The 711-nt window shown below is 67.7% G+C and carries 1 protein-coding gene; it reads right to left on the bottom strand.

Annotated features, from left to right (window positions below):
- Positions 1–185: 185 nt before the first annotated feature.
- Positions 186–711 (bottom strand): hypothetical protein (locus tag E8F11_RS00185; protein WP_280286779.1); only part of this gene is annotated, 526 nt, incomplete at its 5' end.

Here is a 711-nt window from a genome sequence, read left to right as displayed (position 1 = left end):
TCGGGCCAGCCTTTCGATGCAAAACTGGCCCTTGCGCACTAGGTTCCAAGACGGTATCTACGGTCTGCTTTTCCTGTGGGGGCGAATTCATTCGCCAAGCAGGCCGAAGGTCTGCCTTCGAGCCCGCAGGGGGACGCTGCGCGTCCCTTGGCGAATAAATTCGCCCCTACAAGCCGTGCGGGCGGCTAGAAGCAGGACCTGCCGGTATCGGTGTCGCGCCAGATGTGCGCGCCGAAGAAGGCATAGGCATCCGGGTTGTCCATGCGCCCGGCAGTGGTCTGGCCGGCGGGGGCGGCGGTGTTGCCGGTGGGGTACTGCGCGCTGCCACGGTTTGGCGGGTGCGTGCCGGCCACGCCGATGCCGACGTCGTGGGCACCTTCGTGGATGAGGATGATGGCGCGGCAGGTCGGCGACAGTTCCCAGAACGGCCGGCAGACATGGACCAGGTCGTCGGCCTCGATCCAGAAGGCCTGCTCGGTTCCGCAGATGTTCTGGCTGTTGCAGATGTAGTTGGACGCCACCAGGGTGCCGAGGATCTGCCGGTAGTTGTCCTCGATGGTGGCGCGGTTGGCGGCGCTGGGGGTGATGAAGTGGCGGCCGAGCGCCGTCTCGTAGGTGGTGCCGGCCGCCGGTGCGGCGCCCAGGGCGCGGCGCGCCGCACCGACGAATTCGCGGGCGCGCTGGCGAGCGGTTTCCAGGCGTTCGTTGGCG

Source organism: Pseudomonas sp. BN417 (assembly GCF_029871205.1).
Taxonomy (GTDB): domain Bacteria; phylum Pseudomonadota; class Gammaproteobacteria; order Pseudomonadales; family Pseudomonadaceae; genus Metapseudomonas.
This window is presented reverse-complemented; position numbering and strand designations above follow the sequence as displayed.